1 pseudogene is annotated in these 1,001 nt (G+C 42.4%); it reads left to right on the top strand.

Features of this window, described 5'->3' with window-relative positions:
* A pseudogene (glmM, locus tag F6K49_RS53110) lies at positions 1-426 on the top strand (phosphoglucosamine mutase); the annotation flags it as partial.
* Positions 427-1,001 lie beyond the last annotated feature (575 nt).

Here is a 1,001-nt window from a genome sequence, read left to right as displayed (position 1 = left end):
GTCCAAGCTAAAATGCTCCAAACTGGAGCTATGCTAGGGGGTGAGCAATCGGGACATATCATCTGTCACCATTATGGTTTGACTGGGGATGGCATGTTAACTGCTTTACATATAGCTTCTTTGGTGCATGAATCTGGGATGACCTTAGGGGAGTTAGTAGACCAAAGTTTCCAGACTTACCCCCAACTGCTGCGTAATGTCAGGGTAGAAGACCGAGAACGCCGACGTGGATGGCAAGAGTGTGAGGCCATCACGAATGCGATCGCAAAAGGGGAAGCAGCCATGGGAGACCAAGGTCGAATTCTGGTTCGTGCTTCTGGTACTGAACCCCTGATCCGGGTGATGGTCGAAGCCGCCAATTCTCAACTTGCTCACCACTGGACATCAGAGTTAGTTAATGTCGTTGAGCGATATTTAGCTAACTGATTAGTTCACTAATTCACCAAAATGCTTCCAGCAACTGCTCACCATATAACTGGCATCATTAACTTGTATCTTTGTTGACTTAGATGGTTTAAGTGATCGGGTTGTGTTGACGGTTTATGATTGACGGTTTATGGTTGACGGTAAATCATCAACCCTGATCTGAGTCTCTCTTGATGAGAACTCCTTGCCCATCTACGATCAAAAACCAAATCGGTGGAAAGCATCAGGAAAAAGGGTTCAAAACCCTGAACTTAATATTTCATAGGGGTACATCGGAAACTATTGGCAGTATTTTCGTTAGTTGATAGCTGACGAAATGGTTGGTTGTTTGCAAGGTTCCCATAACGCCATGGCTACCTCACCCTAACATTAAAACTCTCGTTACTTTGGCTAAATTAGTCAAAGTCATGGGAGTTTTTTAGCTTGTTTTTCTATCAATAAAGGTTAATCATGCTAGTTTTCGTAATTCCACTCAAGAGTCGAAATATTTCCAAATCTTGGAAGTATCTAAATTATTTGAAAGCTGTGTCAAATCAGTATGTTATCAAACATCATCGGAATTTAGAGTAATCGTT

The organism is Moorena sp. SIO3I6 (assembly GCF_010672095.1).
The sequence above is the reverse complement of the archived record's forward strand: the minus strand, read 5'-3'. Positions and strand labels throughout refer to the sequence as shown.